Origin of the sequence: Desulfolutivibrio sulfodismutans DSM 3696 (assembly GCF_013376455.1) — a bacterium.
Classification (GTDB): domain Bacteria; phylum Desulfobacterota; class Desulfovibrionia; order Desulfovibrionales; family Desulfovibrionaceae; genus Desulfolutivibrio; species Desulfolutivibrio sulfodismutans.
In genome coordinates this window covers 2,005,001-2,030,418 of sequence record NZ_CP045504.1, presented here as the reverse complement: position 1 = coordinate 2,030,418, position 25,418 = coordinate 2,005,001, and the positions used below count along the sequence as shown (strand labels likewise).

Genomic DNA, 25,418 nt, shown 5'->3' with positions numbered 1-25,418 from the left:
TTGACGTCCCAGGCCGTGCGCCGTGCGTTTGGATCGGGTGCAGGCCATGATCCATGAAGCGGAATTGCCGGTGGAAAGGATGTTCCATGTGCATCTGGTGTGGGCGGTTCTGGTTGTGGGTTGGGAGATTGGGCAATAAAAACAAATCGAATATGAGGTGTTTCCCCGGGAGCATGTGCTGGTTCGTGTGTTTTTTCATGAGATGTGATTGGCGTCTGGGGGAAAAAAGAGAAATTCAAAACCTACAAATGCCCTGTTTGAACCGTTGCCGTGGGCTGGTGTAAGATGCAATCTTTCTGTCACAACAAAAGAGCAAAAGAATTTCACGATACAATAAATATATGTTTCACATCAAAACGCGCCATGTCATGAACTGTCGCGGTGAACCAGGACCATTTAAAACAGCCAAGTAAAAATTTCAAAGCCATTTTGATATGTTGCCAGACTCGTAGCACATCGGATACGTGATGGCAATATCCATCGACACAAACCATGGTTGCACATGCTGCGCAGCCGGAATCCAAAAATCATGAACACTCCCTCCCTGCGCATCGCCTTGCTCCTTTCGGGAGATCTGGCCACGCGTTTTCAGGCCGATATTGCGCACTTTCTGTGCGACCTGTCCGTCGCGCCCATGTTTTTTTCCCTGCCGTGGCTGCGCCGCGGACCGGGCCTGCTCTTTTCCCTCTATCAGCGCCTGGACCGGCTGTTGGCGCCGGTCGCCGTGGACCCCTTCGCCCCGGCGGATCTGCCCGGGGGCCTGCGAATCCGGGAACTGCCCGACACGGCGCAATGGGCGCACGAACTGGGGCGCATGGCCCGGGCGGATCGCCTGGATCTCCTGATCGTCCCGGGCGACCTGGAAATCCCTCCCGGGCTTCCGGCCGCGTTCCGGCACGGGCTGCTGGTGCTCGATTTCCTGGACTTCGCCTCCCAGGCTCCGGTCCAGGCCTTCGCGGCGCTGGCCGACCCGGCCTCTTGCTGGGAGCCCAGGCTCGTCTGGCACACGGCAAAGCAGCCGCCCCGGCTTCTCTACCGCAGCGCGTCGGCGGTCTTCCCCCTGTCGCTTAGCCGCACCGCCGCCCCGGCCTGCGTCACGGCCGCCCGGTTCGTCCCCCGCATGGTGCGCGAGCTGCAAGACGGCGGTCCCCAGGCCTGGGAGGCCCGGGCCACGCCCCTGGAGGCCGCCCCCCCCGCCGCCATTCCCGGGAACGCGGCCATGCGGCGCTTTCTTTTTCGCCTGGCGCGCCGTGCTGCGGCCACAGCCTGGCGGGACATCTTTTTCCGGCCCCAGTGGTTTCTGGCCCTGCGCCGGGGCGGAGGCGACCCTTTCGACCTGGGCGGCTTCACCCCGGCCTTTCCCCCGGACGCCTCCGGCTGGGCCGACCCCTTTCCCTTCGTCCGAGACGGGGTCACGCATCTTTTCTTCGAACACATCGACAAGGACACGGGCCATGGCCGCATCGCGGTCATGACCCAGGCCCCGGACGGGACGTTCGGGCCGCCGCACACGGTCCTGCACACCCCGCACCACCTGTCCTATCCCTTTGTCTTCGAATGGGGCGGGGAGGTCTACATGGTTCCGGAGAGCGCCCAGGCCGCCCGGGTGGAGCTGTTTCGGGCCGTGCGCTTCCCCCTGGAATGGGAGCCTGCGGCCACGCTGCTCCCGGGGGTGCGGGCGGTGGATTCCACCCTGTTCGAGCACGAGGGACGCTGGTGGCTCATGGCCAACCTGCGCCTGGAGGGGGGCTCCTCCTGGGACGAACTGTCGGTTTTTTACGCGGATTCGCCCCTGGGGCCGTTTGTTCCCCACCCGGGCAACCCCGTGGTCTCCGACGTGCGCCGCTCCCGCCCGGCCGGGCGGGTCTTTCGCCATGGCGGCCGCCTCTACCGCCCGGCCCAGGACTGTTCCGGGCATTACGGCCGGGCCCTGGCCATCCTTGAAATCGAGACCCTGACCCCCCGGGCCTACCGGGAAACCGAGGTCGCCCGCCATGAGGCCGCCGTTCTGGGGCAGGGGGACAGCCTGCATACCTATAACAGCGTTCCCGGGCTTGAGGCCGTGGACGGGCATCGCTACATCCCGCGCCTGACATGTCCGCGTCGGCGGCCGGGCGGATAAACATGTTCTTCTAGAGCGGGAAGGGCGTCGTCCTGGAGAGTCGGTCCCGGGGCCGGGGATAAGCCGTCCGGTCAGCCGTCGGCCAGGGCCACCAGATCGTAGTCCTTGCTCTCCACGATCTCGGCCATGACCAGTTTCCCCGGGGCCACGCCCGGGCCGCTGACGTAGGTCACGCCGTCCGCCTCCGGGGCCTGGAACCAGGTGCGGCCCACGAAAAGCCCGGGCCATTCCGGGTGCGGCGCATCCACCAGGACCGGCAGGGTTTTCCCTACATATCCGGCCAGGATGTCGGCGCTGATTTCGGCCTGAAGCTCCATGAGCGCGTCGCGCCGACGCCTGGCCTCGGCCCCGGAGACCTTGCCGGGCAGGGCCACGGCCCGGGTGCCCTCCTCGGGCGAAAAGGGAAACACCCCCACATGGTGCAGCCGCTCCCGGGCCACGAAGTCCAGCAATGCCTGGAACCGCCGGGGCGTCTCGCCCGGAAAGCCGGTGATGAACGTGGTGCGGATGGCCGCCTCGGGAAACCGCTGCCGCACCCGGGCCACGATGGCCTCGGGCGCGTCCGAGCGGGGACGGCCCATGGCCCGCAGCACGTCCGGGTGGGCGTGCTGGAAGGGGATGTCGAAATAGGGCAGAAGCGGCGGCCCGGCCGCGGCCAGAAAATCCAGAAGCCCGGCGTCGAGTCCCGACGGATAAAGGTACATGAGCCGCAGCCGGGACAGCCCGGGCAGGGGCAAAAGACCCTCCACGAGCTCCCGAAGTCCCCGCCCGCCGCCCATATCCCGGCCGTAGGCCGTCAGATCCTGGGCCACCAGGATCAGTTCCGACGCGCCCCGGTCCACCAGCCCCCCGGCCTCGGCCACGATGTCCGTAACCGGACGGCTGGCCAGCCGCCCCCGGATGGAGGGGATGGTGCAATAGGCGCAGGCATGGTTGCAGCCCTCGGCGATCTTCACATAGGCATACCCCGGCGGCGTGCTGACAAGCCGCGTTCCCAGGGACGGCCGCCGCAGGTCCGGCAACCGTGCGCCGTCCGGCGACACCGCCCGGGCCAGGCGTCCGGGCAGCTCCGCCAGCTCCGACGGCAGTCCCCACACGTCCACCTCGGGCAGCCCGGCCCGCAGTTCCTCGCCGTACCGCCCTGGCAGGCACCCGGTCACGGCCAGTTTCGGCCGGGGGGAAAGTCCCCGGATGGCCTCGGCCGTGTCCAGGATCACCCGCACCGACTCTTCCACGGCGGGCTTGATGAACGAACAGGTGTTGATGACCACCAGGTCGGCCTGGGCCGGATCGGACACGATCCGGACCCCGCCGGGCACGGCCCCCAGCACGGCCTCGGCGTCCACCCGGTTTTTGGGGCAGCCAAGGCTTATGGAATAGACTTTTATCGAATGGTTCATGGTTTCCCCAAGTTCCTTGCATGGCGCGTCGTCCCCGGCTATCATGCCCCAAACCAAAAGACAAAACCGGCCGCGGCCTTGCCGCGCGGCCACGGAGCGCCGGATATGTCAGGGGATGATGCGGCAAGATGGCCTTATCGGATCGCCTTGTACGGCTTTGGCCCGGACATTGAGTCGTTTTGCTCCTTTTTATGCGGCCCGGGCATGGATGAGATCTTCTCCGAGGTCCATTTCGCCGGAGCGGCCCCGGGCGGCCCGGGGAAAAGGAGCGTCGGCCCGGACATCCCCGTCTACGATTCCCTGGCGGCGCTTCTGGACGCCGCCCCCGACGTCAACGGCATCATCGACCTGACCGGCCAGGGCCTGCCCCCGGACACCCCGATTCCGGCCGGGGCCACGGTCATGGACCGCCGTACGGCCATGCTGCTCAAGACCACCGTGACCACGGCCTCCCTGTGCGAATCCTGCCGCCTGGACCTGACCCGGGCCCGTATCTACCTGGATGCGGTCTTCGACCATCTGGACGCGGAGGTGGTCCTGGCCGACCCCGACGGCAAGGTCGAGGACATCAACCGCGCCGCCAGAAGACGTACGGGCAAGGCCAAGGAGGATCTTCTGGGACTGGCCTGCGCCACAGTGCTCGACGATCTGCAAAACTTCCGGCCGACCGATTCCGACGACGTGTCCCCCTGGCGAACGCTGTTGTCCGGCAAGGGCGGCAGCGCCGAGTATTCCCGCATGGACGCCGAGGACCGCCTGCGCTACTTCCGGGTCGTGGCCCACGCCGTGGGCGGCGAGGGGCGTCCGGCCCATACGGTGGTCATCCGCCGCGACGTGACCCATGACGTGTTCATGGAACGTCGGCTGCAAAAAACCGAGCGTCTGGCCGCCATCGGCGAACTCTCCATGTTCATCTCCCACGAAATCCGCAATCCGCTGTTCGCCATCGCCGGATTCGCCAATTCCCTGCTTCGCTCCTCGGGCATCGACGCCTCCGCCCGGGAGAAGGTCTCCATCATCCTCCAGGAATCCAACCGCCTGGATACCATCTTAAAAAGCATCGTCAATTTTTCCCGGCCCACCCAGGCCACACCCGGCGAGGTGGACCTCAACCTCATGGTCCGCCAGACCCTGGACATCATGCGCATGGGCATGGACAAGCAAGGGGTCGAAATCACCATCACCACCTCCGACTCCCTGCCCAAAGCCCGGGGGGACACGGAACTGCTCAAGCAATGCCTGCTCAACCTCATTAAAAACTCCATGGAGGCCATGCCCCAGGGAGGCCGGCTGACCGTGACCACCGGCATGCGCCAGGGCAGCGTCTCTCTGTCCGTCGCCGATACCGGGCACGGCATCGCCAAGGAGCACCTGGCCCAGGTCTTCAACCCCTTTTTCAGCACCCGCGACAAGGGGGCCGGGCTGGGACTGGCCATGACCAAAAAAATCCTCGACGACCTGGGCGGCTCTGTGGAAATCAAAAGCCAGGTGGGGCAGGGCACCACCGTCACCCTGCTTCTGCCGCCATTTTTCGCCCTGGAAAAGGACATGCCGCATGCCGATTGAGAGAACCATCGTCCTTGGCACCACAAACAAGGGAAAAATCGCCGAACTGCGCGCCCTGCTCCAGGCTTCCGGCATCACCGTCAAGGGACTCGCGGATTTCCCGGACCTGGGCGACATCGCCGAAACCGGAACCACCTTCGCCGAAAACGCCCGCCTCAAGGCCGCCGCCGTGGCCGCCGCCACCGGACTGCCCGCCGTGGCCGACGACTCGGGGCTGTGCGTGGACGCCCTGGGCGGCGCTCCCGGCGTCTTTTCCGCCCGCTACGGCGGCGAAAACGCCACCGACGCCATCAATAACGCCAAGCTCCTGGACGCCCTGCGGGACGTGCCCCCGGAAAAACGCGCCGCCCGGTTCGTCTGCGCCATGGCCGCCACCACCCCCGACGGCCGCTGGGCCGAGACCCAGGCCGCCTGGGAAGGCGTCATCGCCCTTTCCCCCCAGGGCGACGGCGGCTTCGGCTACGACCCCCTGTTTTTCGACCCCGCCCTCGGCCGCGCCGCCGCCCAACTGACGCCGGAAGAAAAAAACGCCCGCAGCCATCGCGGCAAGGCCCTCGCCCGATTGATCCCCCTGTTGGACGAACTGCTCACATAACCGGGGCTGCCGCCCCCAGCTTTGTCGGGGCTGCCGCCCCGAGCCCCGCCCGGGGGAAATCATTTCCCCCGGACCCCCTGATATCGCTGGCGTTTCCGGCACAGCGAGGCTGTGCCGGAAACGCCAGCGAAAACCCGGGAGTCCCCGCAATGCTGCGGCCGCCGTGCGACGCAAGAGCGGCGCAGGGTGACCGCACGGTACGGGGTGCAGGGGCCTTAGGCCCCTGCCGGGGGCGCGGCCCCTCCGGCCGACCGTCCTTGAAATGCCGGGGGGGACAAGGTAAGGGTGTGCGAATTGCTTGCAGGGGGCGGCGCGTCGTCGTCCCAACAGAAAAACGGGAGCCCACATGTGCGGAATCATCGGGTATTGCGGCCATAGGCCTGCCGTGCCGGTCATCTTGGAAGGATTGCGGCGTCTGGAATACCGGGGCTACGATTCGGCCGGAGTGGCCTTTGTGCAGCAGGATGCGCTGCATGTGGAGCGCGCCGCAGGCAAGCTGTGCAACCTGGAGAAGCGCCTGGAGGGGCAAAACGTTTTTCAGGCCACCTCCGGCATCGGGCACACCCGCTGGGCGACCCACGGCCTGCCCATCGAAAAAAACGCCCATCCGCACACGGACACGGCCCGGCGTCTGGCGGTGATCCACAACGGGATCATCGAGAATTTCCAGGAACTCAAAAACGGGTTGCAGGCCTGCGGCTGCGTGTTCGCCTCGGACACGGACACCGAGGTCTTGGCCCATCTGCTGGCCTCGTTTTTGGACCAGGGCCTGCCCGTGGCCAAAGCCCTGAGCCTGACCCTTTGCCGGGTGGAGGGAACCTACGCCCTGGTCGTGGTCAGTCTGGACGAACCCGGGGTGCTGTACGCCGCGCGCAAGTCCTCGCCCCTGGTTTTGGGCGTGGGCGTGGGAGAGAATTTTCTGGCCTCGGACATCCCGGCCTTTTTGACCTACACCCGGGACGTGGTGTTTTTGGAGGACGGCGAGATGGTGCGCATCGACGCCTCGTCCTTTGCAGTCATGGACGCCGCCACCCTGGCCCCGATCACAAAGGACGTGAAGCGCATCACCTGGGACGTGGCCGCCGCCCAAAAGGGCGGCTACAAGCACTTCATGCTCAAGGAGATCTTCGAGCAGCCCAAGGTCATCGCCGACTGCCTGGCCGGGCGGGTGGACTTGGCCGCCGGGCGGGCCCTTCTGCCCGAACTGGCGTCCCTGCCCACGCCTGAGCGGCTGTTCATCGTGGCCTGCGGCACCTCGTTTCACGCCGGGCTGTGGGGCATGTATCTCCTGGAGCAGTGGGCCGGGGTGCCCACCCGGGTGGAGATCGCCTCGGAGTTCCGCTACCGCGACCCCATCCTTTTGCCCGGCGACGTGGTGGTGGCCATCAGCCAGTCCGGCGAGACGGCCGACACCCTGGCCGGGATCCGGCTGGCCAGGGAGCGCGGGGCCAAGGTCATCGGGCTGTGCAACGTGGTCGGGTCGAGCGTGGCCCGGGAATCGGACGTGGTGGTCTACACCCAGGCCGGGCCGGAGATCTCCGTGGCCTCCACCAAGGCCATGTGCAGCCAGCTGACGGCCCTGACGCTTCTGGCCTTGAGCCTGGGCGAGATCACGGGCCGCATGTCGCGGCAGGCGCGGGTGGACTGCCTGGCCAACCTGGAGAAACTGCCCAGCGTCCTGGAGGCGGAACTGCCGCGCATGCGGGAGCGGGCCGCCGTCCTGGCCAAGACCTTCAGCGAGTCATCAAGCTTTCTCTACCTCGGCCGGGGACCGTACTATCCCCTGGCCCTGGAAGGGGCGCTCAAGCTCAAGGAGATCTCCTACATCCACGCCGAGGGCTATGCCGCCGGGGAGATGAAGCACGGACCCATCGCGCTCATTGATCCGCGTTTTCCCACCTTCGCCCTGGCCCCGGTGGACGAGCTCTTTCCCAAAGTCAAGTCCAACCTGGAGGAGGTCCAGGCCCGGGGCGGCAAGATCATCGCCCTGACCAATCCGGGCAGCGACTTGCGCGTGGACCATGTGTGGGAGATACCCAAGGCCTGGGGGCCGCTCACCACGTTTCTCATGCTTCCGGCACTGCAAATGTTCGCCTATGAAATGGCGGATTACCTGGGGAAAGATGTCGATCAGCCGCGCAATCTGGCCAAAAGCGTCACCGTCGAATAGCTGCGGCGGCATGGTGCGTTCCCCGGCGGCCGGGGAGGCCTGGTCGGCGGGAGCGGCCCGGGCGTGTGCGGCCGTGGCGGCTGTATTGTGCGTCCTGTCGGTTTTGTGCGGCCCCGTCCATGCCGCCAATGCGGACAAGACCTATCAGGACGCCCTGCGCGAGTTCAAACGCCTGTCCACGGACGCCAAGGCCGGAAAACACCGGGAACCCTGGCTGGGCCTGGACGAAAAATTCGTTGCTGTGTACCGCGCCGCCCCAAACGGCCCCCTGGCCCCCAAGGCCCTGTATTATAGGGGCTGGGTCTTCGAGGAACTGGCCTTCCGCTCCTATCTGGAAAAAGACGCCAGAGAGTCCCTGGACCACTACCAGCGCATGATCGACCGCTTCCCGCGCCACGTCTGGGCCGACGACGCCCATGTGCGGCGGGCCGTGGTTTTTCGCGACCGGCTCAAGGACAAGGGGCAGGCCATGGGCGAGTTGCGCGCGGTTCTGAACCGCTATCCCGACGGGGACAAGGTGGCCGAGGCCGTGGAGATGCTGCGCGGCCTGGACCCCTCGTTTACCCCCGAGCCCAGGCAGGCGGCTTCGGCCCCGCCCTCGGGAACCGGTTCCGCAAAGGCCGCGGATGCCGGAAAGGCCGCCGCCCCGACCGAGACCGCCGCCGCTCCCCAGTCCGTCGCCCCGTCGCAGACCGCCCCGGTTGCCCAGGCCGTCTCGGGCGCCGTCTCGCCGCCTGCGGCCACCTCGGGAAGCCCCGCAACGCTTGGGGAAATCTCCAAGACCGGCGGGGAGGATTATTCGCGCATCACCCTTGGCCTGGACCGGGAAACCACCTTCCGCTACCAGCTTCTCGAAAAGACCAAGGGCGAGGACGCCGCCCCGCGCCGCCTGTACATCGATCTGGACAACGTGCGCATGGGGCAGGCCGTGCGGACTGACGAGAAAATCACCGACGGCATCCTGCGCCAGATTCGCGCCGCCTACAACAAACCCGACGTGGTCCGGGTGGTCTTGGATATCGACAACCTGGAGCGCTACAACGTCTTCACCCTGGACAACCCTTTCCGGGTGGTGCTCGACGTCTATGCCAAGGGCAAGCCCGGCAAGGCTCCGCCCGGTGCGACCAGTGCTGCTGGTGCGCCCGGTGCGCCCGTCGCCGCAGAGGCGACCCCAGCCCCGGCTGAGGCCAGGCCCGGGTCGGCCGACACGCCCAGGGACAAATACGACGGCTGGCTGTCCAACCTGTTTAAGCGCAAAAGCAAGGCCCCCCCGGAGGCGGCCAAACCCGCCCCCCCGACCCCGGCCCCGTCCGGAAAAGACGCCGCCGATCCCGCCGCCGCCATGCGCGAGGAGACGGCCCAGGCCGCCAGGCAGGCCGCCTCCAGGCAGAACGCCAAGGCCCCCGGACAAACCCCCGCGCCGCCCCCGGCCTACAAGCCGCCCCCGGGCAGTGAGAAACGCATTGGCGATCTGGTGGAGCAACTCGGCCTGACCGTGCGCACCATCATGATCGACCCCGGCCACGGCGGAAAGGATCCCGGCGCACAGGGCCTTGGCGGTCTCGTGGAGAAGGACGTCAATCTGCGTTTCGCCAGACTTCTCGGCAAACAGCTCGAAGATCACGGCTTCCAGGTACTCTACACCCGCACCAAGGACGTGTTCATCCCCCTGGAGGAGCGCACGGCCATGGCCAACGCCAAAAAGGCCGACCTGTTCGTGTCCCTCCACTGCAACGCCCACGGCGACGCCAAGTCCTCGGGTCTGGAGATCTATTCCCTGAACCTGGCCAGCACCGAGGACGCCGTACGCGTGGCCGCGCGCGAAAACGCGGTCTCGGCCAAGACCATAAGCGATCTGCAACTGATCCTGACCGACCTGATGCTCAACACCAAGATGAAGGAATCCCGGGATCTGGCCAAGACCGTGCAGGACAAGGCCGTGGGGTCTGTCTCCCGCTGGAAGACCCGGGACCGGGGCACCCATGAGGCCCCGTTCTACGTGCTCATGGGGGCGCGCATGCCCGCCGTGCTGGTGGAAATGGGCTACATCACCAACCCCGACGACGCCAAGCGGCTGGGCTCGGACAAATACCTGGAGGCCCTGGCCCAGGGCATGGTCAACGGGCTGGTGGCGTATAAGCAGCGTCTTGAGCGGTTTACCGGGGAGGCGGTCCCGGCGGCAGGGAAGAAAAAGGCCTCATAAACCGGGGCTCACGGTTTTTTCCGATTACTGCGTATCCAACGTCCATCCCCGCAACGTCAGGGTTGCCCGAGCCGCCTCACTGGCGGCGGTCCCGGCGTTGTCGCTCCACATCATCCCGTTAAAGACCTCCGAGGCCACGGCGTCCTCAAAAATCTGATCCATGGCTGCGGCGGACAGGGCCGCGCCCTTGAGGTGGTATTCCCGCACCCGGGTGGCGTTGGTATGCCCCAGGGCGGTCAGCAAGGCTTCCTGATAGGCGAAAAGGATGCCCAGGGCGGGGCAGTTTTCAAATCCGGTCATGGAGGTGAGCTGCCCGGCGCCACCGGCGCCCGCGCCGAAACGGAGCAGCGCCGCGCCGTTGGAGATGGTCAGGTGGTGCGCGTGCAGCCCTGCGCCCAGGCCGGTTTTGGCGGCGGCCTCGCCGGATGCGGCCGGGCTGGTCGTGCCGTCGGACCAGTGCCAGACGCCCACGGTGGACGCGCCGCGAAAATCGCAGCGCATGCTGGTGGCGTCGCCGCTGGTGACGAAATCGATGCGCTGTTCCCCGTTGTCCGGCAGGCCCGGCTCCAGGGTCCAGCCGGTAGCGGCCACAGTCCAGCCTTTTGCGGCCAGGTTTTCGGCGTGGGCGTATCCGTCGTCGCCGGGCGCGGCGTTGCCCCGGATGTCCACCCGCAGCGTGGTGCCTTCCGGGGTGTTGTCCTGGCTGCGGCCCAGGGCGTCGAGGGTGGCCAGGAGCGTGTCCAGGGTCGCGGACGAAAGGAGGTTGTCTTGCAGGTCGAGCTCGGTGATCTGCCGGCACCCGGTGATGTTTATGCTGGTGAGGTTGTTGCGCAACAGTTGCACCGAGGCCGTGGCCCCGAGGTTTTGCAGCGCGCCGGACAGGTCGAGGGCGGCATAGGCGTTGTCCCAGGCCAGGATGGAGACCGCATTGTCGGGACTGGTGGCCGGGATGCGCAAGGTTCCGGCCTGGTTGTCGTTCCAGATGAAAAGTTCGGAGATCAGCGGGAAGGGCGTCATGTCGGCAAAAAGGCCCCGATTGGTGAACTGGGGGTTGTCGCGCACGCAGATGTGCCAGACATGTGCCCCTGTCGCGCCGAAGGCGATGGTCGGGTAGTCGTTGACGGCCCCGCGCAGATCCTCAAGATTCGGGCTCCCAGAGAGGTCGAGGGAGGTCAGGGAGCAGTCCTCGAAGCAGGCCCGGCGCAGTTTGGGGGTGTTGCCCAGGCGGACCTGGGTGAGATGCCCGGACAGGTAGCATTCGATGGTGTTGAGATTTTGGAAGTTGCTGAAGTCCAGGCTGGGGATGCGGTTGTAGGACGAGCACCACTGGGCCAGGGTGGGGGCGACCAGATGCAGTCCGCGCACCTCGGAAACCTGCTGGTCGGGGACGAACTCGATGTCGTACGTGCCCCCGTCGCCGGCGTCGTAGCCGATGTTGATGCGGGTCACCGCGCTCCACGGGGTGACCACGAGCCGGTTTTCCCGCCGGGCCGCCGAGCCGTAGTTTTTGGTGGGCGTGGCCGAGGTGCTGGTCGTGCCGTCGGCGAAGGTCCAGCGGATGTCGGGGTTGCCTGTGACCACGATCACCGGGGAAAACGAGGCGCCCTCGGTGACGAAGACCATGGCCTGGTTTGCGGCCAGGATGGCCGGGAGAAACAGGGTGAGGTCATCGGTCTGGGCGCGGAGCCCGGCCGGAGACCACAGCAGGGAGATCGCCAAAAAAAGCGTCGGGAGGAAGGTGCGCCGCATGGGTGTCGTGCGCATTGCCGGGTTCTCCCTGGGGCCGTGCAACATGCTTAAAGGGAAACGCTTTTCGTGCAGGAGGGAACATTTCACCACTGAAAACACGCGCCTTCATGACAAGCGGCATAAATCTTTTCGCATGAGGGCTGTCAGGAGTCAATGCGCAAGGCAAAAGGCCCTGTCCCGATGGGAACGGCGCGTTTCCAGCCGCCAGGGATAAACCCGGGGAGGTCGGCGGGAGGAGGGATAAATCCGGTTTTGAGGCTGTCCGTGAACGCCGCGCTAGGCGATGCCCGGGTTGTGCTCGGCCAGCCACAGTTGCAGCACCAAAAGCGTCCACAACTCCTTGCGATGGTCGCATGTCCCGTCCTGATGTTCGGCGCGAAGCCTGGCCACGGCCTTGGGATCGAAAAGGCCCTGCCGTTTGAGGTGGGATTCCCCCAAAAGCTCGTCCATATGGGGCGCCAGGCTGCCGCGCAGCCACATGGCCGCCGGGATGAGGAAGCCGCGCTTGGGCCGGGAGAGGATCTCCGGGGGCAGGATGTCGGCCACGGCTTTTTTCAGGAGGTATTTGCGCTTGTCCCCGCGCAGCTTCATGGAGATGGGCAGGCGGCAGGCGAATTCGGCCAGGTCGCGGTCCAGAAACGGGGCGCGCACCTCCAGGGAATGCATCATGGAACAGCGGTCCACCTTCACCAAAATGTAGTCGAGCATGTACTGCCGGGCGAAGGTGTAGAACACCTTGGCCAGGGGGGCATCGGCGGGGAAGGCGTCGAAGAGCCGGGTGGTGGGCGAATAAAGGCTGTCCGGGGCCAGAAACTCCCGATCCGGATGCCGCCACAGGGACAACTGGGCCTCGGGGGAGAAGGCCGACAGCCAGGTCTGCACGCGCAGATTGCGCGGGGCCGCCGCCCCGGCCAGAAACGTCCGGGCCACGGCGCGCGGATTGACGTAGCCCGAGGACTGGGGCAGCCGCCGGGCGATGGGCTCGATAAGCCCCTTGCGCAGCATCCTGGGCAGGCGCAGATAGCGTTCGGCCAGGTTGAATCCCACGAAATATTCGTAACCGGCGAAAAGCTCGTCCGGCCCGTCGCCGCCCAGGGCCACGGTGACCTTTTCCCGGGTGACCTTGGAGAGCAGATACGTGGGCACGATGGACGGGTCGGCCATGGGCTCGTCGAACCGGGCCACGATCCCGGGGAGCAACCCGCCGCACTCGGCGGCGCTCAGGATGCGTTCGTGGTGGTCCGTGGCGAAGCGTTTGGCCACGGCCCGGGCATAGGCGGACTCGTCGTAGCTTTTTTCCGTGAACCCGATGCTGAAGGTTTTGACCCGGGAGGACATGCCGGCCATGAACGCGGCCACGGTGGAGGAATCGATGCCGCCGCTTAAAAACACCCCCAGGGGCACGTCGCTCACCAGCCGCCGTTTGACGGCCTGGGCCAGAAGCAGGCGCAGGCGTTCGCACAGCTCGTCTTCGTTTTGCCCCGTGTCCGGATCGGGCGGGGGCATGTCCCAATAAGGCGCGGTGGTGATGTTGCCGTCGCGCAAAAGCAGGTAGTGCCCGGGCCTCAGTTTGTGCACCTGTTTGTAGATGCTTTGCGGGGTGGGCACGTATTCATAGGACAGGAACCGGGCCAAGGCCTGGGTGGCGACGGAGAACTCCATAAACGGCAGGGTCCGCAGCGCGGTGATCTCCGAGGCGAAGGCGAACACCCCCTTTTGCAGGGTGTAGACGAAGGGCTTTTTGCCGAAACGGTCCCGGGCGGCGAACAGGGTGCGGGAGCGCTTGTCCCACAGGGCGAAGGCGAACATGCCCTCGAACAGGTCCAGACAGTCGGGGCCCTTGTCGAGCCAGGCGTTGACGATGACCTCGGTGTCGGAGTTGGTGCGGAAAATGTAGCCCTTGGTCGTCAGGTCGCGCCGTATCTCCCGGAAATTGTAGATTTCGCCGTTGAAGCTGACCACGGCCAGATCGCTGGCGTCGGCCATGGGCTGGCCGCCGGTGGACAGGTCGATGATGGACAGGCGGCGATGCCCCAGGGCGGCGGGGCCTTCCAGGATGTGGCCGTCGCCGTCGGGGCCGCGATGGCGCAAGGCCCGGGTCATGGCCGTAAGCCAGGACAGGCGGGTCTCGGCCGGGGGCATGGCGGACGGGTCCAGGTGGACGAAACCGGCGATGCCGCACATGGGCTAGGCCTTCCCCTCGCCGGAGGCGTCGGCCGCCAGGGGGACCGCGTCGTCGCGGTACAGCTCGAAAAGCGCCCGGCTGTTTTTGTCCGGATCGAACATGGCCAGCACCCGCTTGCGTCCGGCGGCGGCCATGGCCAGGGCCGATTTCCGGTCGACGGCCATGGCCTTGATGGCCTCGGCCAGGGCGGCGGGATCGCGTTGGGGGGCCAGGCGGCCGGTCACGCCGTCCTCGATGACCTCCGGGATGCCGCTGATGTTGGTGGCCACCACGGGCAGACAATGGGACAGGGCCTCCATGATGACATTGGGGATGCCGTCGCGGTCGCCGGTTTTGTGGATGACGCTGGGCATGACGAAGATGTCGCTTGAGGAGTAGAGTTCCGTGATGCGGTCATGGGAGACGAACCCGGGCAGGAAGACGCGGGCCCGAAGGCCCAGTTGATGGCGCAGGAAGCGGAGATAGGCTCCTTGAAATCCCGCGCCCACCAGGGTGAGTTGAAAGGGGAAGCCCTCGCGGTCCAGCAGGCGGCAGGCCTGCAGAAGCACGTCAAACCCCTTGGTTCGGCAGAAACGGCCCACGGCCAAGAGCCGGTAGGGCGGCTCCATGCGTACCCGGGCCTTGGCGCGGCTGGCCAGGGTCAGGCTGTTGTAGACCATGTGGATTTTTTGGGCGTCCTGGGCGTCCGCGAATCCGGCCAGGTAGTCGACATTGGCCTGGTTGTTGGTATGCACGAAGTCTGCGGCCTGAATCTTTTCCGCCAGGGCGCCGTCCTGGGGATGGATGTCTCCGGCCCGGCCCGAGAAGGAAAAGGGCAGATCGAGCAGGGTCGCGGCCACCCAGGCGGCCGTGGCCGGGCCGTTGGCCCAGGCGGCGTGGACGTGGGTGATGCCGTCTTGCTCAAAAAGCGTGGCCAGCCGGAATCCGGCCAAAAAGGACCAGAAGTTTTCCGCGGCCACCTCGATACAGCTCCATTTCCGCCAGGGGATGGTGGCCCACAGCCGCCTGGATACGTCGGGGCGGCGTCTGCTCCAGGCCCACACGTCGCGGAACACGCGAAACAGGGAGGCCGCCCCCAGCCGGGTTACGTCGGCTGCGGCCGCGCGCATTTCCGTGGACAGGCCGTTTTTGGCCGGGCCGTAGAGGGAATAGACGGAAATGGGCAGGCCCAGGCCCTGGAGATTCTTGATCTCCCGGAAGATGAACATCTCCGAGGGCAGGGGATACCATAAAAGAATGTAGGCGATGGTGCGATGCTTCAAAAGGTCTTCTCACGGGACGGGGTTGTGCTAAACCATGAAACGCATGGCGGGGCAAGTGTAATCCAATGCCAGCGCGTCTGTAAAGCCGAGCGATACAGGATGGATTTTCGTCCGGCCGCTGGCCGGGCGGGCAGGCGGAAAGCGAAAAGGGAGGCGCGAGGCGCGGCCGGTGCGTTTGGCGGGGCGAGGCTTGCCCCGTGGCGGATTTGCGATTAGGGAACGTCAAACGCCGCGCCATGCGGCGTGCGGTGACGCGGAGGGATGGCCGAGCGGCCGAAGGCGGCGGTCTTGAAAACCGCAGACGCGCAAGCGTCCGGGGGTTCGAATCCCTCTCCCTCCGCCAAAAGACCCCAAAAGAAGAACCGCCCCCTGTTTCGGCAGGGGGCGGTTTTTGCGTCCATTCACAATGGAGCGCCGCGCGTTGGGGGCGCACTACTCTTCAAACAGAAGCTGCAAGGGACCGGCCAGGGAAAAGGGGCCAGGGAAGGGGCCGGTGAAGCCCGCCGGATAGGACGTCCAGCCGTCCACCTGGCTGTCGGCCGGGATGTGCCCGCTGGCCTTGCACAGGGCCTCTATTTCGGAAAAGGCGTCCAGGGGGCCGAAGAGATACTGGTAGCTTTGAAAATAGTATTTCCCGCCGTACTGGAACACCGTCACCACATGGTGCGCATTGGTGGCCGGGTCGTAGCGGAAGGCGTGGAGCGTGGGGTTGAAGTGTCTGTCCGAGAGATAGGCGGCGGCGAAGACCGCGAAGTCCTTGGCGTCGCCCGCGAGACGGGTGTTGAGCTCCGCCGGGGAGAAGGCGAAGGCCCCGGGATGGGCGGCCCTGGTGAAACAGGCGGTCATGTATTGGGCCACATGCTGGAAATAATTCAGCTGGGACATGGCCTGGGCGTAGTCGGCAAAATAGGAGAATCCGCCGGTATCGTACATGTTTCCGGCCAGTCCCGCCGGATAGGCCAGCCATTGGTCAGCGATGGAGCCTGCGGGCAGCACGCCGTTTGCGATGCACGCCTGCCCGGCCTCCGCCAGGCTGGTGATGGGGCCGTAGATGGCCAGGTCGCCGTTTTTGTGGGTGGCCACGTACTGCTTGCCGTCCGTGTCGGTGAATATCGAGACCACATGGCCGTAGCCCGTGGCCGCGTCGTAGCGGAAGGCGTACTGGGTGACAGAAAAGCCGTGGGAAGCGACGACATCCGAGAAAAAGGCCGAATAGTCCTTGCAGTCACCGCCGCGCCGGGTGTTGAAGTCGGCCGGGGCATAGGCCAGCCTGCCGTCGTGGAAGGCGTAGGAGAAATGGGCGGACAGGTATTCCGCCACAGCCTGGGGCGTGGCGAGGAGCGTTTTGACCACGGCGTAGTCGGAATTGTAGGGAAGGGGCGCCCCATATGAGGCCGCAGGGAAGAAAAGCAGGATGGCCGCCGCCAGGAGACGCCATCGGGGAATTCGCGCAGGCATGCATCCTCTCGCTTCGTCTGTGCAGGCGGCGTCCCGCATCAACGCCGCAGAGGGGTCGGGCTTGGCCTGTAGGCCAATAAATATCTATAATAATAGTCCAGCCGGGCAGCCGTGTCCAGGATGGAGCGGCCATGCTGGACGTATCCTCTTCGGCCGGGCCCTGCCCCGGTCATGAAACCACGGCCTTTCCCAGTCGTCGGGCCGCAGCGGCATACATGTCCGCCCCCCGGCGTTCCACGGCCCCGGCGTACAGGCTGCCCACGGTGCGGCAGTTGAGGCTGTCCTTCAGGGTCCGGCGCACAAGGGGAGTGGCCTCGTCGCAAAAGCGGCGCAGAAGCGGCGGCACAACTCCCGAGACGACGATGACCGCCGCCGTGCGTTGTTTGGCGGTGCGTGGCACGGGGCAGCCGCGCACGGCCAGCACCCGGCCCGTGGGTTTGGCGAAGGTCCAGCAGATGCGCTCCAGAAAGGCCATGGCCAGGGACGTGGCGTGCCCCATGTGGACCGGCGTGGCGAAAATCAGGGCGTCGCAGCGGGCCAGGTCGTCCAAAAGGGGCGTCATGTCGTCGTGCTGGACGCAGGGGGCATACGGCACGGCCTCCAGGTTGTCCCGGCAGGCCAGGCAATTGCGGCACGGCCCGATGTGCGACTCTCCCAGGCGGATTTTTTTCACCTGCGCCTGGGGGGCCGCCTCGCACACGCCCGCAAGGGCCTGGTCCAGCAGTTGCTCCGTGGCCCGGCCCGTGCGGGGACTGCCCATGATCGCCAGGACATGCATGGTCGGCCTCCTGGATGAGGGGGATGGTGTAGGCGCAGCATAGCAGAGGCGCGCCGCCCAGGGAACCTGGGGAAATCTGGGGGAATCTGGAGGAGTCCGGGGGAATCCGGCCCGGGGGCGATTCCCTCGGCCCTGTGCCGCTTCGGTCCTGGGTGCGCCGGGCGCAGCCATGACGGGACATGCCGGAAATTGTGGGCGGCGGGGGGCGTCAGGACGAGAACTGCGACGGAAAGGCCAGGTCCGCAAATCCCCGGGCTGTCGGGCTGTCCGGCCGGATGGCCAGGGTCAGCCGGACCATGGGCAGGGCCGGAAACCCGTGCCCCTCGGCGGGCACGGCGTGGTCCGGAGCCAGGGCGCTGGCGGGCAGGGCGGCGATGCCGAGCCCGGCCGACACGGCGGCCCGGACATTTTCATAGGACGCGCTGGTATAGGCGAAATGGAAAGGCATCCCCGCCGCCTCCAGGGCCCGGACGGCGGCGCGGCGGTAGGCGCAGCCGGGGGGAAAGCCCGCCAGGGGCACGACGGCGAACCGGTCCAGGCGCATGGGGCGGCGCGCCGCCCAGCACAGAGGCTCGGATCGCACATCGCGACCGTCTCCCGCCGGGCCGTCGTCCGGCTCCACGCGCTTGTAAAGGGCCAGGTCCAGGGCCCTGTCCGCGAACAACTCCCGGATGTGGGCCGACAGGGCCGAGGTGGTCTCGATGCGCAGCCCCGGGTTGCGCTCCAGGAGCCGGGCGATGACGCCGTGGATGTCGGCCACGGGGAAATCGTCGGGCACGCCCAGGCGGAAAAGCCCCGAGAGCTCCGGCCGCCCCACGGCGTCCGCCGCCTCCCGGGCCCGGGCCAGGATGTCCCGGGCGGCGTCGAAAAACCGCCGTCCCTGGTCGGTCAGCCCCAAATACCGGCCGTGGCGGCGCTCCACAAGGCGGCAATCGAGGATTTCCTCCAGCTTGCGTAGGCTCTGGGTCACGGCCGACTGGGTGCGCCCCAGGGCCTCGCCCGCCCGCTGAAACCCGCCGAGGTCCGCCAGGGTCACCAGGGTCCGCAGGTGCTCCAGGGTCAGCCGCCGATCCCCGGTGAGCCCGGAGAGGCCGGTGAGGCCGGTGAGGCCGGGTGTGGGCGCGGCCATGCCGTTCTCCCTTCAATATAAGTTTGATTTCATGTTGTCGCTTCATAATTCATTTTACGCGGATTTCCAATCCCCCTAAGGATGTCGCCACGCGCCAGAGCGAACGGCCGCCCGGTTCCCTGCGGAAACGGCAGGCGGGAGCCCTCCCGGCGCAAAGGGAGGATCGCGCGATGCCGCGTCTGATGCTGTATCCCCTGGTGGCGCTTTTTAGCGCCGTGTGGAGCTCGGCCTTTATCGCCGGAAAGATCGGCACGGCCCTTCTCGATCCGTATTCGCTCCTGGCCTGGCGATTCGGCCTCACGGCCCTGGCCCTTTCGCCCCTGGTCCTGGCCCGGGGGCGGGCGGGACAAACCGGGGACATCCGGGCCGGGCTTGTGCTGGGGATTTTATATAACGCCCTGTACCTGGGTCTGACGTTTACGGCCCTGGTCTCGGTCTCGGCCACGCTGGTCATCCTCATCGTGAGCTGCGCCCCTTTCGCCACGGCCCTTTTCGCCGCCGCCGCAGGGCAGGAGCGCCTTGATGCAGGCAAACTGCTGGGCGTCGCGGCGGGGTTCGGCGGGGTGGCGGTCATCGCCCTGGGCCAGCCCATGACCAGGGTCACGGCCCTGGGGGTGGGGTTTGCAATCCTGGGCATGCTGGCCTTCAGCCTGGGGACGGTGCTGTATCGCGGCCGGGCCGTGGCCGGGGACGCCGTGCGCATCAATTTCTGGCAGTCGGTGGCGGGATGTGCGGCCATGATCCCGTTGTGCCTGGCCTTCGGTCGGCCGGGGACGACCGCGACCCCGGAACTGGCCGCCGCCGTGGCCTATCTGGCCCTGGTGGTGGGCGTGGGCGGCATGGGACTGTGGTTTCTCTTGATCCGGGTCAGCGGGGCGGCCACGGCCTCGGCCTATCATCTGCTCAATCCCATTTTCGGGCTGCTTTTTTCCCATTTCCTTCTGGGAGCGGCCATCACCGCCAGGGATGTGGCCGGGGTGGGGCTGATCTGCCTGGGGCTGGCCGTGGCGGCCCGCCGGGCGGCGCAACCCGCACGGCAGTGAGCCGGGCGAAATCCCTGTGCGGACCCGTGGCGACATCCGGCCCGTTTCCGGGTAGCATGCGGCAAAACGAGGCGTGATGGTCACGCCCGAAACGTAAAGGATGCCTCCATGCCCCTTCGACATGCCACGCCGCGCCACCCGTGGCGTATGGCCCTGTTAGCCTTCTTGGCGCTCTTTTTCGCCGTGTCCTGCGACAGGGGCGAGGCGCCGCAAAGCGCCTCCATTTTTCAAAAGGAGCTGGACGCCCTGCCCGCCGAGGCCGTGGATACGGGGCCGTCCGCCCTGCGCGACACCCTGGAGGTTCCTGTGCCGGGCATGGTGACCATGGTGGACCTGGGGGCGGATTCCTGCATGCCCTGCCGGATGATGGCCCCGGTTTTGGACAAGGTGGCCCGGGACTACCGGGACAGGGCGGCGGTGGTGTTTCTCGACCTGGGGAAGCATCCGGAACAGTCGGCGCGCTTTGGGGTCCGGGCCATTCCCACCCAGATTTTTTATGACAAGACCGGCAAGGAGATCGGCCGCCACGAGGGCTACATGGACCGGGCGGCCATCGCCGAGGTGCTGGACAGGCTTCTGGCCCAGTGAGGCGGCGTTGTCCCGGGAAGCCTTTATGCGGCGTCTCCGGGGATGGCGCGTCGCCGCCGTGACGTCCTCCACCCTTCGGCGCGTCCCGTCACGCCCCGCCATGCGCGGCTGGCCAGCACGCACACGGCCACCGATCCCAGCCATACCGCCCCGAATTTGGCGTACATGGACAGGGCCGCGTCCAAAAGGGCGTATTGCAGGATGACCACCACGGGCATGTGCAGCAAATAGACGTGGTAGGACGAGGCGGCCAGGGTCCGGGAGAGCCGCCCAGGGGCGGGCGTCTGCGTCGCCCCGGGCCTGGACAGGGCCGCCAGAAGCCCCACCACGCCAAGGCATAAAAACGTCCGGCCCAGGTAGTAGGCGCACACCAGGGGCAGGGGCCCGCGCCCGGGCCCGAGAACGGCGGGGTAGGCGGCAAACATCACCCCCAGAGACACGCCGGCGACCGGAAGCCACAGCCACCACGCCCCGGGCCACGGGGAAGACAGCCCGCCCCGGGCGGCCGTGTACGCCCCCAGAGCGAAAAATCCCACATACAGCGGCAGCCGGGTGGGCTGCACCATCACCAGGGCCGTGGCCCTGATCCAGCCGCCGTCCGGCACGCCGAGGGCCACCAGGGTGCAGGCCGCCGCCATGCCGAGTCCTGCCGCCAGAAGCACGGGCAGGCGCACGGGGCGCGGCGTGTTTTCCGTGGCGGCCGTGGCGGCCGTGGCCCCATGTGTATCCGGAAAAATCGTCCGCCATAGGGCCAGTCCGCCGAAAAGTCCCACCAAGACCACCAGAAACCACAGATGGTGCGGCGAGAGCATATCCCGGGCGGCCAGGCCGTCTGCGACCGTGCTGTACAGATGCACCCCCAGGTCCGCTCCCGAGGCCAGCCAGGCCATGAGGTAGGTGAAAAATCCCATGGGTTCTGGCGTGCGCGAGACGTAGCCCACGTAGGTCATCAGCGGCAAAAGCGTAAGCATATAGAGCAGAAGCGTGGGCGTGAAACGCCACACCTTGGCCCGGAAAAAGCCTCTCGGACCTGAGCGGGCCAGCGACCCCGGGGCGAAACACCCGGCGATGAAAAACAGCGTGGGCATGAGAAAGCCGTCCAGCATGGACAGCAGCAGGTCGAAGGCCGGGCCGGTGGCGGCGTTGCGCACATGCCACCAGGGGATCACCGTGCAGTAGGCGGCGGCCGCGTGCAGGGCCACCACCAAAAGGATCAATACCGCCCGGGCCGTGTCCCAGAAATACAGGCGGGATGTGGCGGTCATTGGGGGTCCCCCTTGCCCGAATCGGCGTATTTTTCCCGCAAGGCGGCGATTCCGGCCATGGAGAACTCGAAGATGCGTTCGGCCAGGACCGGCCAGTGCACGCCCATGCCCGGGTGGCCGGGGTGGGCCAGTTTGAAGACCGGCCAGACGAAACTGTAATAGGCGGCCTGCCCCACGACGCAGGACAGGGCGTCGCGCAGCACATCCTCAGGAACATCCGGCCCCATGAGGTCGCGCATAAGCGCCATGCCCCAGGCGGTCTGGGGGCGGACGTATTTCTCGTTCATGGCCGCGAGATCAAAGGACGGGGAGAGCATCTCCCGGGAGAAGATGCGCAGGAACTGGTCGCCCACCTCGCCGCCGTCGTAGAGGGTGGCGCAGTAGGCGTGGAGAAAGGCCCGCAGGCGCGCGGCCGGGGGGATGTGGTCTAGGACGGGATGGCTGGCCGTATCGCGGCGGTCGCCGTCCGGAATCAGAACCAAGCGTTCGTCGGGATAGTCTGGCGCGGGGCAGGCGGGCGGGGCGGCGTCGCCCGGCTGGGGCGGGATCATGGCCGCCATGCGGCGCTCGATCTCAGCGAACATGATGTCGATGATCAGGGCGTAGAGTTTGGCCTTGTCGCCGAAGTAGTAGCTGACGGCGTTGTTGTTGGCGCCCTTGGCCCGGCGGCAGATCTCGCGCACGGTGGCGGCCTTGTAGCCTTTCTCGGCAAACACGGCCACGGCGGCCAGAAGCAGTTTTTCCCGGGTGTCCGATCCGTCCTTCGGGGTCATGGCGGGAGCCCTCCGTTTCAAGACAAGCGTCTTGATTCGGATTTAAGGCAGTCGCCTTATTTGTGTCAAGCGGCAAAGGGGGGGATTGGCATGATTTACGCGACGGCCGGGCTTGGGGCCAGTTTGACGTGGTTACGGCGATGGCCGGGTTCGGGGCCCGGTTTGACGTGGTTCATGCGATGGCCGGGCTCGGGGCCTGCGACGCGGCGCTTCGGCAGGCCATGCGTCGCTTCGCTCGGGCCTGCCGTGCCCGCCGCGCGCAAACCCCTCGCCCGGCCCGGCCATCCCGGCCCTGTGCCTGACACTGCGTAAAGGCAGGGAAAAGTCAGTGGTCAAAACGTCAGGCAGGTGGTTTCACGGTGGGGCACACCCCTCGCCGGGCCCGGCCAGTCCGGCCGTGCGCGCAGGACCGCGAAAAAACAAAGATTCATTCTTCCCGTTCGGGGATTCCCAAGGGGCATAGCCCCTTGGGCCGCCGGAGGCATCTCCCCCCTATTTTCCCTCTCCTTCCCAGCCACTTCCTCCCCCCCATGCCCCCTCGCCCTTATTCCTGCCGGGCGCCCCACAGGGCCGCGCCCAGCGCGCCGGTCATGTCCGGATCGTCGGCCACGAGCAGGGGTTGTCCCAGGGCCTGGCCGAGCAGGTGCACGATGCACGGGTTGTGGGCCACGCCGCCGGAGAAGACCACGGGCGCGTCGCCGCCCGTCACGCCCACCCGGCGCAGCATGTTGGCCGTACGTCGCACCACCGAGGCGTGCAGCCCCAGCGCGATGTCCCGGGGGGCGCGCCCTTTGGCCATGAGCGAGGTGGCCTCGGTTTCGGCGAAGACCGTACACATGCTGCTGACCTCCACCCCGGGGTTACCCGAAAGGGCGTAGGCCCCGAAGTCCTCGACGGGGATCTGGAAGACGTTGGCCAGAAATTCCAGGAACTTGCCTGTTCCGGCGGCGCAGCGGTCATTCATTTCAAACTTGGCCACCCGGCCGCCGGGCCCAAGCGCGATGGCCTTGGTGTCCTGGCCGCCGATGTCCAGGACGCCGCGCGCCTCGGGGAAGCGGTGGGCCGCGCCCAGGGCATGGGCCTTGATCTCGGTGATGGTGGTCACCTCGCGGTCGAAGCCGTGTTTGGCCACCAGTTCCCGGCCATAGCCCGTGGCCGCCACGGGGCAGTCGGGAGCGGCTGCAAAAAGCCTGCGGCACTGGGCCACGGGATCGAAGGTGGTGGCCGTGCGCTCGGCGTGGATGATTTCGCCGTCCGAGACAACCACGAGTTCGATGGACCGGGAGCCGACGTCGATGCCTGCAAACATGGGAAAGGCCTCCATATAGGGAATGGTCCATGGGGTAGCGGGCAGGGGAGGGAAAGTACAATCGATAGATCGGATCGAGGGGTCGGCGTGTGATCGAGAGATTGGATCGATGGGCGGGGCGCATGCCACATGTTGTGGAGTTTAGGGGGGGCCTTCCATGGGCCTGGGAGGCGTTCGGGGCGCAGAATGTCCGCTGGTTGGCCGGGCTCGGGGTTTGCGACGCGGCGCTTCGGCAGACCATGCGTCGCTTCGCTCGGGTCTGCCGGGCGCGCCGCGCGCACACCCGTCGTCCGGCCCGGCCATTCCGGTCATGTCCGCAAGACCGCGAAAAGACGAAAACACATCCTTCCCTTTACGGGGTTCCAAGGGGCTTGAAGCCCCCTGGCCGCCGGAGGCATTCCCCCTCAGCTCCACCTTGTCGCACTTGGGCCCCAGGCCATGTTATTTATGTTCGTACAGTTTGTAGCGGTCGAAGTTGAACCGGCGCGAGAGCATCTCCCGCCGGATGGGCCGTGGCCGCCCGGCCCGCCGGGAGCGGCCGCGAAGGAGCAGGGCGGCGGCGAGAACCGTGAGCAGGGCGGCCCCGATCAGGACCAGGGCCGTCACCATGGCCGTCTCCCGGCGGGGGGGCCGGGCCTCGCCGGATCAGGGGATGGCCAGGGCATGTTCCTGCTCCGACTTGCAGGCCACGCACAGCGAGGTTCCGGGCACGGCCAGAAGCCGCCGGGGGGAGATGTCCTCGCCGCATTCCCGGCAGACGCCGAACTGCGCATCGTCCATGCGGTTTAAGGCGGCCCGGAGGTCGGCCAAGCGTTCCTTCATGTCCTGCCGCCAGTTGGTGAAGGTGGGGCCGTCGGAGGCCTCCTCCTGAAATTCGGCCCAGCGGGCCAGGGCGGCCTCGACGGAGGCGATTTCCTCGGTAAAGGTGCGAAACAGGGTTCTGCGGTCGGCAGCGGTCATGGCCGTACTCCTTCTCTATGATCGAGGGTCAACAAAAAGCCCCACCTCCGGGTGTGGAGATGGGGCGGGCCAGGTACGAAACGCGGCTGTTTCCTACATGGCGCCCCCCGCATGCCCGCGACGGATCGCGGCCGCCTCCCCTGGGGCGGCGGACAGGCCCGCGCCGATGTGGCCGGGGGAGGTGATGGCGGAAACACGGGTTGGGTGCGTCATGTCGGGTGCGGTCTCGTGGTTGCAGGAAGCCGGTTACGGGAGCAGGGAGGCCACAGCCCGTCGGCCGCCATGGCCGACCATGATCTGTCGCGCCTGTCCCGGGCGCATGCGGGCCACCATAGCCGTGGCCGGGCCGGGGGCAAATTTGTCGGAAGACTCCGACATGTCCGGTTCGGGGCGCGGCAGGCCTTGACGGGGCGGGCAGCCTTTCCTACTGCATCCCGACCGGCGGGCTCGCGCCGGAAAGGAGCGGACATGAAGGACGAACGCGGCATCTATTACCACCCCAACCCCCGGGAACGGGCCGTGCGCATGTACGTGCGGGAACGCTACGGCGACGTGGAGTTCCGGCTGTGGAACCGGGACCACCCCCAGATATGGGAAGGCCACGACTGGATCGCCTACGACGACATCCGGGCGGCGGCCGCGGAATACGCCAAGCGGGGCACGGGGGCGGACCCCCTGGAGATGTATGACCTGGAAGTGGCCAAGCGGCTGCTTGCGGATGAAGGCTGATGCGCCCGGGCGTGGACTACCGCATCTACGGGCGGATTCGGGGGCTTACGCCGGACGCGGCGCAGAAGCTTGCGGCCGAGGCCCCCTTTGAAACGGCCCGGGCCGAGGCGGGCGGAATCGAAATTGAGCACGAA

At 66.8% G+C, this 25,418-nt stretch carries 21 protein-coding genes and 1 tRNA gene (1 of these 22 cut by a window edge); 10 read left to right on the top strand and 12 right to left on the bottom strand.

From position 1 onward, the window contains the following. Positions 1–529 precede the first annotated feature (529 nt). Entirely contained in the window at positions 530–2,122 is a 1,593-nt protein-coding gene (locus GD606_RS09615) for a glucosamine inositolphosphorylceramide transferase family protein (RefSeq protein ID WP_163302102.1), read from the top strand. A gap of 71 nt (positions 2,123–2,193) precedes the next feature. Here GD606_RS09615 and rimO read toward each other — a convergent pair whose 3' ends face one another. Continuing rightward, a complete protein-coding gene (gene rimO, locus GD606_RS09610; RefSeq protein ID WP_163302101.1) occupies positions 2,194–3,522 on the bottom strand; it encodes a 30S ribosomal protein S12 methylthiotransferase RimO in 1,329 nt (442 codons plus the stop codon). 105 nt (positions 3,523–3,627) lie between these two features. Between rimO and GD606_RS09605 the strand changes: the two genes are divergently transcribed. The 4 genes from GD606_RS09605 to GD606_RS09590 all read left to right on the top strand — a co-directional run bounded on the left by GD606_RS09605 (position 3,628) and on the right by GD606_RS09590 (position 10,056). Then, complete coding sequence (locus GD606_RS09605) at positions 3,628–5,088, top strand: two-component system sensor histidine kinase NtrB (protein ID WP_163302100.1); 1,461 nt, start codon at positions 3,628–3,630, stop codon at positions 5,086–5,088. Further along, positions 5,078–5,683 (top strand): XTP/dITP diphosphatase, encoded by a 606-nt coding sequence (locus GD606_RS09600; protein WP_163302099.1) that lies wholly within the window; start codon positions 5,078–5,080, stop codon positions 5,681–5,683. Before GD606_RS09605 ends, GD606_RS09600 begins: the two co-directional genes overlap by 11 nt. 346 nt (positions 5,684–6,029) lie before the next feature. Next, complete coding sequence (glmS, locus tag GD606_RS09595) at positions 6,030–7,853, top strand: glutamine--fructose-6-phosphate transaminase (isomerizing) (protein ID WP_163302098.1); 1,824 nt, start codon at positions 6,030–6,032, stop codon at positions 7,851–7,853. Positions 7,854–7,863: 10 nt separating this feature from the next. Beyond that, complete coding sequence (locus tag GD606_RS09590; RefSeq protein WP_176629266.1) at positions 7,864–10,056, top strand: N-acetylmuramoyl-L-alanine amidase; 2,193 nt, start codon at positions 7,864–7,866, stop codon at positions 10,054–10,056. Between the two features lie 24 nt (positions 10,057–10,080). Here GD606_RS09590 and GD606_RS09585 read toward each other — a convergent pair whose 3' ends face one another. From GD606_RS09585 to GD606_RS09575, 3 genes are all read right to left on the bottom strand, one after another. Beyond that, positions 10,081–11,820, bottom strand: a complete 1,740-nt coding sequence (locus tag GD606_RS09585; RefSeq protein WP_163303701.1) for a hypothetical protein — start codon at positions 11,818–11,820, stop codon at positions 10,081–10,083. Between the two features lie 261 nt (positions 11,821–12,081). After that, positions 12,082–13,989 (bottom strand): asparagine synthase (glutamine-hydrolyzing), encoded by a 1,908-nt coding sequence (asnB, locus tag GD606_RS09580; RefSeq protein WP_163303700.1) that lies wholly within the window; start codon positions 13,987–13,989, stop codon positions 12,082–12,084. Positions 13,990–13,992: 3 nt separating this feature from the next. Next, on the bottom strand, positions 13,993–15,198 hold the full coding sequence (locus tag GD606_RS09575; protein ID WP_163303703.1) for a glycosyltransferase family 4 protein: 1,206 nt from the start codon (positions 15,196–15,198) through the stop codon (positions 13,993–13,995). Positions 15,199–15,507: 309 nt separating this feature from the next. Between GD606_RS09575 and GD606_RS09570 the strand changes: the two genes are divergently transcribed. Next, positions 15,508–15,595 (top strand) — tRNA-Ser (locus GD606_RS09570). Positions 15,596–15,684: 89 nt separating this feature from the next. On the opposite strand, the gene GD606_RS09565 is transcribed toward GD606_RS09570, so the two are convergent. From GD606_RS09565 to GD606_RS09555, 3 genes are all read right to left on the bottom strand, one after another. Continuing rightward, the gene (locus GD606_RS09565) at positions 15,685–16,710 is read right to left on the bottom strand and encodes a hypothetical protein (RefSeq protein WP_163303699.1); all 1,026 of its coding nucleotides are present in this window, start codon (positions 16,708–16,710) and stop codon (positions 15,685–15,687) included. A 169-nt stretch (positions 16,711–16,879) separates the two neighbouring features. Continuing rightward, positions 16,880–17,488, bottom strand: a complete 609-nt coding sequence (locus GD606_RS09560; RefSeq protein WP_163303698.1) for a flavodoxin family protein — start codon at positions 17,486–17,488, stop codon at positions 16,880–16,882. Between the two features lie 208 nt (positions 17,489–17,696). Then, entirely contained in the window at positions 17,697–18,617 is a 921-nt protein-coding gene (locus GD606_RS09555) for a LysR family transcriptional regulator (RefSeq protein ID WP_163303697.1), read from the bottom strand. Positions 18,618–18,787: 170 nt separating this feature from the next. Here GD606_RS09555 and GD606_RS09550 point away from each other — a divergent pair, with 170 nt between their 5' ends. Together GD606_RS09550 and GD606_RS20770 are read left to right on the top strand one after the other, a co-directional pair. Further along, positions 18,788–19,660, top strand: a complete 873-nt coding sequence (locus GD606_RS09550; RefSeq protein ID WP_176629265.1) for a DMT family transporter — start codon at positions 18,788–18,790, stop codon at positions 19,658–19,660. 108 nt (positions 19,661–19,768) lie between these two features. Continuing rightward, positions 19,769–20,248, top strand: coding sequence for a thioredoxin family protein (locus GD606_RS20770; RefSeq protein ID WP_281362059.1), 480 nt, complete (start codon positions 19,769–19,771; stop codon positions 20,246–20,248). 23 nt (positions 20,249–20,271) lie between these two features. Here the strand turns inward: GD606_RS20770 and GD606_RS09540 are convergent, their stop codons facing one another. From GD606_RS09540 to GD606_RS09520, 5 genes are all read right to left on the bottom strand, one after another. Next, positions 20,272–21,513, bottom strand: coding sequence for an acyltransferase family protein (locus tag GD606_RS09540; protein WP_163302484.1), 1,242 nt, complete (start codon positions 21,511–21,513; stop codon positions 20,272–20,274). Further along, positions 21,510–22,286 carry a TetR/AcrR family transcriptional regulator gene (locus tag GD606_RS09535; protein ID WP_163302485.1) on the bottom strand — a complete coding sequence of 259 codons (777 nt, stop codon included), beginning with the start codon at positions 22,284–22,286 and terminating at the stop codon, positions 21,510–21,512. Before GD606_RS09535 ends, GD606_RS09540 begins: the two co-directional genes overlap by 4 nt. Before the next feature lie 544 nt (positions 22,287–22,830). Further along, on the bottom strand, positions 22,831–23,595 hold the full coding sequence (locus GD606_RS09530) for an acyl-CoA dehydratase activase (protein ID WP_163302486.1): 765 nt from the start codon (positions 23,593–23,595) through the stop codon (positions 22,831–22,833). 441 nt (positions 23,596–24,036) lie between these two features. Next, positions 24,037–24,204 (bottom strand): hypothetical protein, encoded by a 168-nt coding sequence (locus tag GD606_RS09525; RefSeq protein ID WP_163302487.1) that lies wholly within the window; start codon positions 24,202–24,204, stop codon positions 24,037–24,039. Positions 24,205–24,240: 36 nt separating this feature from the next. Further along, positions 24,241–24,555 (bottom strand): TraR/DksA family transcriptional regulator, encoded by a 315-nt coding sequence (locus GD606_RS09520; RefSeq protein ID WP_163302488.1) that lies wholly within the window; start codon positions 24,553–24,555, stop codon positions 24,241–24,243. A 468-nt stretch (positions 24,556–25,023) separates the two neighbouring features. Between GD606_RS09520 and GD606_RS09515 the strand changes: the two genes are divergently transcribed. Further along, complete coding sequence (locus GD606_RS09515) at positions 25,024–25,284, top strand: hypothetical protein (RefSeq protein WP_163302489.1); 261 nt, start codon at positions 25,024–25,026, stop codon at positions 25,282–25,284. Further along, positions 25,284–25,418: the 5' end (the start) of a hypothetical protein gene (locus GD606_RS09510; protein ID WP_163302490.1), read on the top strand. It continues 198 nt past the right edge of the window; only the first 135 of its 333 coding nucleotides appear in the window; it begins with the start codon at positions 25,284–25,286; the stop codon falls past the right edge of the window. The genes GD606_RS09515 and GD606_RS09510 overlap by 1 nt, the downstream gene beginning before the upstream one ends.